This window comes from Meiothermus sp. (assembly GCF_037443965.1).
Lineage (GTDB): Bacteria > Deinococcota > Deinococci > Deinococcales > Thermaceae > Meiothermus.
The window spans coordinates 58334-66795 of sequence record NZ_JBBINI010000020.1 but is presented as its reverse complement, the minus strand read 5'-3'; the positions used below and the strand labels follow the sequence as shown (position 1 = coordinate 66795).

Sequence of the window (8462 nt, the reverse complement as noted above, 5' to 3'; positions counted from 1 at the left end):
GCAGTCAGAGGTGAAGGATTCAAGCCGACCGAAGGGAGTAGAAAAGCATTTCGGTAGTATCGTTTAGGCTTGCCGAAGTGAACGATACTACCGAAATGCGTATCAAACCCGAATCCCGCCGGGTTGCTCATAGAAGGGGATGGCCTCGAGACAATCGGGTTTCATCTGGATTCTGAGCTGGATTTCGATCATGTTGGTTGCTAACAAGCCGTAGTTCAGCAAGCCAGCCTCAGGTACCCACCCGCAACATCTCGGCAAAATGGGGGGAAACCGGCAAGCCCTCGCGCTCCATGCGCACCCGATACTGCTGGAAGAGGCTCCTGGCCTCGGGCTCTTGCCCCGTCATCATCAGGGTCTGTATGAGTTCGGCGTAGGCTTCCTCACGCCAGGGGTCTAGGGTAAGGACACGGCGGTAGGCCTCGAGGGCTTCGCGGGGCTGTCCCAGAGCCAGGGCGATCTCGGCCACCCTGAACCAGGCCCCAACAGCCCGCTCGCGCAGGTAGCTGCGCTCGAGTTCGGCCCAGTCGGCGTAGGGTTCATCGGCCAGAAAGTCCCCCTTGTACAGGGCCAGCGCCTGGCGCAAGAGCTCGAGAGCCGCAGCCCCCTCTTCGCGCTCAGCCTGCCGCAAAAGTTCCTCGAAGCGCTCCACATCCACAAAATAGGGTGCCTGGAGGGCCAGACGGTAGCCCTCCCCTTCCCGCACCACCACCTGGGGCTGGCTGGGTTCCGGCTCCAGGGCCTGGCGCAGATCGTGTACCAGCACGTGCAGTCGCCCCTGGGTCTGCTCGGGCTCCTCTCCCGGCCAGAGATGGGCGCACAGCTCGTCGCGGGTGAGGGTCTGGCCGCGGTAGGCCAGCAGCAGCTTCAACAGAGTGAGGGCCTGACGGCGGCCAAAGGCTTTGGTCGAAAGGGTTTCACCGTCCCGGCGTACCCGCAGCCCGCCCAGGGTGAATATCTCCAGCCGAGGGGCTCCCGTAACCGCCTTGGCCTTGGGCCAGAGCACCCCGGCACCCAGCCGAAGGAGCCACTGCAAGGCCGCCACCGCCCGGCCAGGGGGCTGGGGCAGGCGGGCAAAGTGAAACTGCTGCACGCCCATCACCCTGGCACCCGACCAGAGCGGCAGGCAGTAGCGGGGCCGCCCATCCTGGACGTGGGGGCAGGGCTCGAGGCCCGTCTTGACCCCTTGAACCCGGCCCTGCCAGACCCCACACCGGGCCAGGTGTGGGCAGGCCGCCGCGGGCCGCCCTTGGGAAAGATTGCGCCCATCTTTCAGCGCCAGCCACACCCCCGAGGCCCCGCTCAGCTCTATAGCCTGGCCCAGCAGTACCTCGAGCCCCTCGGCTTCGGCGCCGCGGCGTAGGGCCTGGGCGATGGCGTGCAGACTGTTCTCGCCCAGTCGGGTCAGCACCGTGTACAGCGAGGCCGCCAGCACCGGCCCCACCAGGTTGAGCGTCTGCAAAAGGGCCTGGTCTTCCACGTCCGGGTCGCGGCTGGCCAGGTTGAGCACCCCAATCAGGCCGTGGGGGAGCTCGAGGGGGTAGCACACGTAGGTTTTGTAGCCCAGCTTTTTGACCTTCTGTCGCAGATAGCGATCGTCGGCGGCCAGGTCATGCGTCACCAGCGCCCGGTGGCCCAGCGCCACCAACCCCGGATAACCCTCGCCCCAGGCGAACCAGGGCTTCTCCATAAAGGCTTCGCGGTGTACGCCGTCGTAGGCGGTAAGCACCAGGTAATGCTCCTGGGGGTCGGTCAAGAATAGCTCGGCGGCCTCCATGCCCAGCCCCCTGCGCAGGACAGACAGAAAAGCTTGCAGCGTCTGGAAAAAGCGGCCCGGCTCGGCCGTTAGCCGACGGGTAGCCCAGGCCAGCGAGGTAAGCAGGTCACCCGGCTGACACCCGGCACTGGCCTTGAGTTCGATTCGAACACCCTTGTCGGCATAACCCTGGCACCAGAGCCGCCGGCCCTGCCAGGTCAGGGGCGTGCTGGCCTGGTAGGCCCCGTAGCGAATCTCCCGCTGTACCGGACAGCGCGCGCACAGGGGACGCCCAAAGGGGTCGGTGCCCCCAACCACCTCGGCACAGGGTTTGGACAGCACCGCCGAGGCAGGTAGGCCAAAAAAGTTGGCCGCATCCCTGTTCCAGGCGATAATCCGCCCCTGTTCGTCGAGCTGCCAGTGCACCGGGTTCATAGCTCTTTCTCCAAATTAGGAAGTTCGGATGGTGCAAATGTCCCAAGCCTGTAAGTGGCCTGTAAGACCCCAGACCCAAGCTAGGGTTGTATGGCCGAACCCACCCCCCGTCATCTGCCCCCACCCAAGTCGCCGGTGTACCTGGTGCTCTTGTGGCGGGACGAGACGGGTCGCTGGGAGGGCCGGATTAAAGACGCCAAGACCGGGGCCGAACATCCCTTTTACGCCATCGAAGAGCTCCTGTCCTGGCTGGAGAACCACAACCAAAGGAGGCTGGCATGAAACGACGACTGGTTGGCTTGGCCGTCCTGCTCGGTTTGGCCCTGGCTGCCGAGGGGCAGCAGCTTTACAGCCAAAACTGTGCGGGCTGCCATGGGGCAAACGCCCAGGGCATTCCGGGGGCCTTCCCTCCGCTGGCGGGAAACCCGCGCATGCAGGATGAAGCCTATGTGATAAAGGTCATCCGCGAGGGAATTAGCGGGCCGCTCGAGGTGGGCGGGCAGACCTATAACGGGATGATGCCCGCCATGCCGCAGGTGAGCGAGGCTGATGCCAAGGCCATCGCTGGCTATCTGAAAGGGCTAGGAGACACAGCAGCCGAACCCGCACCGGCGGCGTCCACAACTTCTGCACCTGCCGCCCCCACCGACCCTGCGCTGGCCGAGAAAGGCCGGGCCCTGTTCCTGGGTCAGCAGCCCTTCAAAAATGGCGGTGCGCCCTGCATGGCCTGCCACACCGCGGGCAACTTCGGCCCGATGGGCGGCGGCAGCCTGGGCAAAGACCTCACCGACCTCCACACCCGGTTAGGGGCGGCTGGAATCCAAGGGGTGCTCAACAACATCGCCTTCCCAGTAATGCGCGAAAGCTACAAGGGCAAACCCCTAACCCAGGAGGAAATCTCGGCCCTCACAGCTTTCTTTGCGCAGACGGCAGGTAAGCCCACCAACACCAGCCAGATGGACATGGCCCGCATGTTGTTTGCCGGACTCATCGGCTTTGTGGTGCTGTTTGGCCTTATGTACGTGTTGTGGAACAACCGCCGGGTAGGCCTGGCCGAACGCATTCGTAGGAGGAGCGCATGAGCGACTGGATCAAGGAACTGGAAGCCCCCACCGAACGCAAGTGGGAGGAGTTTTACCGCAACCGCTTCGCCCATGACAAACGGGTGCGCACCACCCACGGGGTCAACTGCACCGGCAGTTGTAGCTGGGAGGTCTTCGTCAAGGACGGTATCGTGACCTGGGAGCTGCAGGCCACCGACTACCCCGCCATAGACCCCAGCCTGCCCGACATCACCCCCCGGGGCTGCCAGCGCGGGGTGAGCTACTCCTGGTACCTCTATAGCCCCATCCGAGTCAAGTATCCCTACGCGCGTGGCGCGCTCATTGACCTGTGGCGCGAAGCACGGGAACAGCACGCCGACCCTGTTGCAGCCTGGAAGAGCCTGGTGAGCGACCCCGAGAAGCGCAGACGCTGGCAGCGGGCACGGGGCAAGGGGGGTTTCAGACGGTTTAGCTGGGATGAGGCCCTGGAAATTATTGCTGCCTCGCTAATCCATACCATCCAGCAATACGGCCCCGACCGGATTATCGGCTTTAGCCCCATTCCGGCCATGTCGCAGATCAGCTACGCCGCCGGCTCGCGCTTCTTGAGCCTGATTGGGGGCGTGCCGATGAGCTTCTACGACTGGTACTGCGACCTGCCCAACGCCAGCCCCGAAATCTGGGGCGAGCAGACCGACGTGCACGAGGCCGCCGACTGGTACAACGCCCGTTTTATCGCGGTGGTGGGCTCCAACCTCAACATGACCCGTACCCCCGACGTGCACTACGTGGCCGAGGGGCGCTACGCCGGGGCCAAGTTCACGGTTTTTGCGCCGGACTTCAACCAGGTCGCCAAGTATGCCGACTGGTGGCTGCCCATCAATCCAGGCCAGGACGGGGCCTTCTGGATGGCGGTGAACCACGTCATCCTCAAGGAGTTCTACCTCCTCAAACAAGTGCCGTACTTTGTCAACTACCTCAAGCGCTACACCGACAGCCCCATTTTGGTCGAGGTTAAAGACGGCAGGCCAGGCCGCTACCTGCGGGCCAACCAACTGGCCGACTACGCAGACGAAGAAAACGGCGACTGGAAGCTGCTGGTCTGGGACGAGCGGTCGGGCGCTCCCCGGATGCCCGGTGGCACCATTGGCTTCCGCTGGCAAAGCCAGAGGGGCAAGTGGAACCTAGAGCTCAAGGATGCCAAGACCGGCGAGGAAATTGACCCGCTATTGAGCTTCCACGACCGGGCCGATGAAGTGCTCCAGCTCGAGTTCGACGACTTCGGCGCCAACCAAAAACGCCACCGGGGTGTTCCGGTTAAGAAGCTGACCACTAAAGACGGTCAGCAGGTGATAGTTACCACCGTCTTCGATCTGCTGATGGCCCAGTTTGGGGTGGATCGGGGACTGGGTGGCGATTACCCCCAAAGCTACGACGAGGTAGGGCCCTACACCCCGGCATGGCAGGAGCAGTACACTGGCATCCACCGTGACACTCTGATTCGCTACGCCCGCGAGTGGGCCGAAAACGGCGAGAAAACCCAGGGCAAAAACCTGATTATCATCGGCGCGGGGGCCAACCACTGGTACCACAACAACCTGCTCTACCGCACAGGCATCGTGGCCCTGATGCTCACCGGGTCGGTGGGCGTTAACGGCGGTGGGCTGGCGCACTACGTGGGGCAAGAAAAACTCGCCAACCAGGCCAGCTGGGGGCCCATCGCCTTTGCCGGGGACTGGGGCTACCCGGCCCGGCAGCAAAACACCCCCAGCTTCCACTACATCCACTCCGACCAGTGGCGTTACGAGCGGGGCTACAAGGACTACGACAAAACCGTAGAGAAGAACGGCTCGGCGAAGACGATCATGGATCACACCATTGACCACCAGGCCCGGGCAGTGCGCAAGGGCTGGCTGCCTTTCTTTCCACAGTTCAACAAGTCGAGCCTCGAGGTAGTCAAAGAGGCCGAAAAGGCCGGCGCCAAAACCGAGCAAGAAATTGTGGCGTATGTGGTGCAGCAGCTCAAAGAAGGGCAGCTGGAGTTCGCCATAGACGACCCCGACGCGCCTTCCAACTGGCCTCGAGTCTGGTTTATCTGGCGTGGCAATGCCATCGGAACCTCCGCCAAAGGACACGAGTTCTTCCTGAAGCATTACCTGGGCACCCACACCAACACCGTGGCCCAGGAGCAGGCCAGCGGACACGTGAGCGAAGTCAGGTACCGGCGAGAGGCGCCTCAGGGCAAGCTCGATCTGGTAGTGGATCTGAACTTCCGCATGGACACCAGCGCCCTGTATTCCGACATCGTGCTACCCACCGCCTCCTGGTACGAAAAAGACGACCTCAACACCACCGACCTGCACACCTACATCAACCCCATGCAGGCCGCCGTACCCCCGTTGTGGGAAAGCAAAAACGACTGGGACATCTACAAAGCCATCGCCCAGCGCTTTAGCGAGCTGGCCCAAAAACACCTGGCCCAACCAGTCAAGGATATTGTGATGATCCCGCTCCAGCACGACACCCCCGACGAGCTGGCCCAGCTCGACGACCGCGACTGGAAGAAAGGACAGGTTGAGCCCATCCCCGGCAAAACCATGCCCAAGTTCCGCGTGGTTGAACGGCAGTATCCTCTGGTGTACGAGAAAATGGTCTCGCTGGGCGAAGGCATTGAGAAAAACGGCGTAGGAATGCACGGCCTCAGCATTCCCGCGGGCGACTTCTACGACGACCTCCGCAAGCGGCAAGGGCGCAAGCTGAACGGCGCGGTCTACCCCAGCCTGGAAAGCGCCCGGCAAGTGGCCGAGGCCATCCTCTACCTCGATCCGGTCTCCAACGGCGAGCTGGCCTACCGCGCCTTCAAGGACGAAGAGAAGAAGACCGGCGTAAAGCTTGCCGACCTGGCCGAGCCCATGCGCGATGTCCGCATTAGCTTCTCGGATATTGTGGCCCAGCCACGTCGCCAGCTCACCACCCCCACCTGGAGCGCCATCATCAACCAGGGCCGTCCCTACAGTCCCTTTACCCTCAACGTCGAGCGCCTGATTCCCTGGCGCACCCTCTCAGGCCGGCAGCACTTCTACCTAGATCACGAGAACTACCTGGCCTGGGGCGAGCACCTGCCCACCTACAAGCCACGTCCCGACCACACCATGCTGCTCGAGACCGAGGTCACCAAAGCCGAGGCCCAGGGCAAGCTCCTCAACTACATCACCCCCCACGGCAAGTGGAGCATCCACTCGACATACTCCGACAACCACCGCATGATGACCCTCTCCCGTGGCGGCTATCCTGTCTGGCTCAACGACAAGGACGCCCAGGAGATGGGCATCCGCGACAACGACTGGGTTGAGCTGTTCAACGACAACGGGGTCTTTGTACAGCGCTGCATCGTCTCAGCCCGCATCCCCAGGGGTACGGTCTTCGTGTATCACGCCACCGAGCGCACCCTCTCAGTACCTAAGTCGCCGCTGCGGGGCAAACGGGCCGGCATGAACAACTCCATCACCCGCGCCCGCCTCAAGCCGGTATTGATGAGCGGGGGCTATGCCCAGTTCACCTACGCCTTCAACTACTGGGGGCCGGTAGGGGTCAACCGCGACACCTTTGTGTATGTCCGGCGTATCGAGCAGCCCCAGTGGTAGCTGGTTTCTTGCCAAGGAGATAGCCATGAACGTACGTGCACACGTTTCCATGACCTTCCATCTCGATAAGTGCATCGGGTGCCACACCTGCTCGGTCGCCTGTAAAAACCTATGGACCGACCGCAAGGGCACCGAGTACATGTGGTGGAACAACGTCGAAACCCGGCCCGGTACGGGTTACCCCACCGGCTGGGAAGACCAGGAGCGGTTCAAGGGGGGTTGGGAAAAAAAGAACGGGCGGCTCGAGCTCAAGTTGCACTCCCGCGCCCGGGGGCTGGCCAACCTGTTCTTCAACCCGGCCCTGCCCGAGATTGACGACTATTACGAACCCTTCACCTTCGACTACCAGAGCCTCTTTAACGCCCCCGAGAGCGACGACCAGCCGGTAGCCCGGCCCATCTCAATGATCACCGGCGAGCCCATGAACATCGCCGCAGGCCCCAACTGGGACGACGACCTGGGGGGTTCCAACCTCTACGCCAAAAACGACCCCAACTGGGCCGGCGTATCCCCGGAGATTCAGGCCCAGATGGCCGAAATCGAACGGGTGGCCTTCAACTACTTGCCCCGCATCTGCAACCACTGCCTGAACCCGGCCTGCGTAGCAGCCTGCCCCAGCGGCGCGATTTATAAACGCGCCGAGGACGGAGTGGTGCTGGTCAACGAGAACAAGTGCAAGGGCTGGCGCATGTGCGTGGCGGCCTGCCCCTACAAAAAGGTCTACTACAACTGGGCTACTGGCAAGAGCGAGAAGTGCATCCTGTGCTTCCCCCGCCTCGAGACCGGCCAGGCCCCGGCCTGCTTCCACTCCTGCGTGGGGCGCATCCGCTACCTGGGGGTGATCCTCTACGACGCCGACCAGATTGCCATGGCGGCCCAAACCGATACCAAAGACCTAGTACAGGCCCAGCTCAATGCCATCCTCGACCCTTTCGACCCCGCCGTAATTGTGGCCGCCAAGGAGAACGGTCTGGGCGGCGACTGGATCAAGGCTGCGCAAGACTCGCCAGTGTACAAGTTTGTCAAGGTCTGGAAGCTGGCCCTGCCCCTGCACCCCGAGTACCGCACCATGGCCATGCTCTTCTACATCCCCCCCCTCTCCCCCATCGTGAGCAGCATCGAGGAGGGCCTGGTCAAGCTCGAGCTCTCCCCCGAAAAAATAGATTTCGAACTGTTCAATCACTTGGAAAAAGCCCGTCTGCCGCTGGAGTACCTGGCTAATCTGTTTGCCGCAGGCAACGTAGAGGTGGTCAAGCCCATCCTGCGCAAGCTGCTGGCCGTGCGCATCTACAAGCGCCGGCAAAGCGTGGAGGGCAGCATTGACGAGGCCACTCTGCGGATGGTAGAGGCTGCCGGAACCACCCCCGAGGAGATCGAGGCCATCTACCAGCTCACCGCCAAGCCCACCCTTGCAGAACGCTTCGTGGTGCCGCCCTACCACCGCGAGATGGCGGTAGAGGTCTGGAACGACCCCCTGGCCCACAAGGGCGAGACCGGGGTGGGCTTTATCGAGTTGCCAGTGAGGGGCGACTAGAACGGCGAAAAGGCGAGAAAGGAGGAAAGAGAAAAGCGAAGTCAGAAGCCCTT

Annotated in this window: 5 protein-coding genes; 4 read left to right on the top strand and 1 reads right to left on the bottom strand. The window is 62.7% G+C overall.

What is annotated here, in order from left to right:
- Positions 1 to 229: 229 nt before the first annotated feature.
- Positions 230 to 2188: a BTAD domain-containing putative transcriptional regulator gene (locus WKI89_RS11560; protein WP_337869784.1), complete on the bottom strand. Its 1959-nt coding sequence runs from the start codon at positions 2186 to 2188 to the stop codon at positions 230 to 232.
- Between the two features lie 90 nt (positions 2189 to 2278).
- Between WKI89_RS11560 and WKI89_RS11555 the strand changes: the two genes are divergently transcribed.
- From WKI89_RS11555 to narH, 4 genes are read left to right on the top strand one after another with little or no spacing between them, the layout of a single operon-like run.
- Positions 2279 to 2470 carry a hypothetical protein gene (locus WKI89_RS11555; RefSeq protein ID WP_337869782.1) on the top strand — a complete coding sequence of 64 codons (192 nt, stop codon included), beginning with the start codon at positions 2279 to 2281 and terminating at the stop codon, positions 2468 to 2470.
- Positions 2467 to 3270, top strand: coding sequence for a c-type cytochrome (locus WKI89_RS11550; RefSeq protein ID WP_337869781.1), 804 nt, complete (start codon positions 2467 to 2469; stop codon positions 3268 to 3270). Before WKI89_RS11555 ends, WKI89_RS11550 begins: the two co-directional genes overlap by 4 nt.
- Positions 3267 to 6875, top strand: a complete 3609-nt coding sequence (locus WKI89_RS11545; protein ID WP_337869779.1) for a nitrate reductase subunit alpha — start codon at positions 3267 to 3269, stop codon at positions 6873 to 6875. Before WKI89_RS11550 ends, WKI89_RS11545 begins: the two co-directional genes overlap by 4 nt.
- A gap of 25 nt (positions 6876 to 6900) precedes the next feature.
- The gene (gene narH / locus WKI89_RS11540) at positions 6901 to 8409 is read left to right on the top strand and encodes a nitrate reductase subunit beta (protein WP_337869777.1); all 1509 of its coding nucleotides are present in this window, start codon (positions 6901 to 6903) and stop codon (positions 8407 to 8409) included.
- The last annotated feature ends 53 nt before the right edge of the window (positions 8410 to 8462 follow it).

Coding starts and splice junctions, on each gene's coding strand:
- WKI89_RS11560 (WP_337869784.1), bottom strand. CDS start 2,188: ATGAACCCGGTGCACTGGCAGCTCGACGAACAGGGGCGGATTATCGCC.
- WKI89_RS11555 (WP_337869782.1), top strand. CDS start 2,279: ATGGCCGAACCCACCCCCCGTCATCTGCCCCCACCCAAGTCGCCGGTG.
- WKI89_RS11550 (WP_337869781.1), top strand. CDS start 2,467: ATGAAACGACGACTGGTTGGCTTGGCCGTCCTGCTCGGTTTGGCCCTG.
- WKI89_RS11545 (WP_337869779.1), top strand. CDS start 3,267: ATGAGCGACTGGATCAAGGAACTGGAAGCCCCCACCGAACGCAAGTGG.
- narH (WP_337869777.1), top strand. CDS start 6,901: ATGAACGTACGTGCACACGTTTCCATGACCTTCCATCTCGATAAGTGC.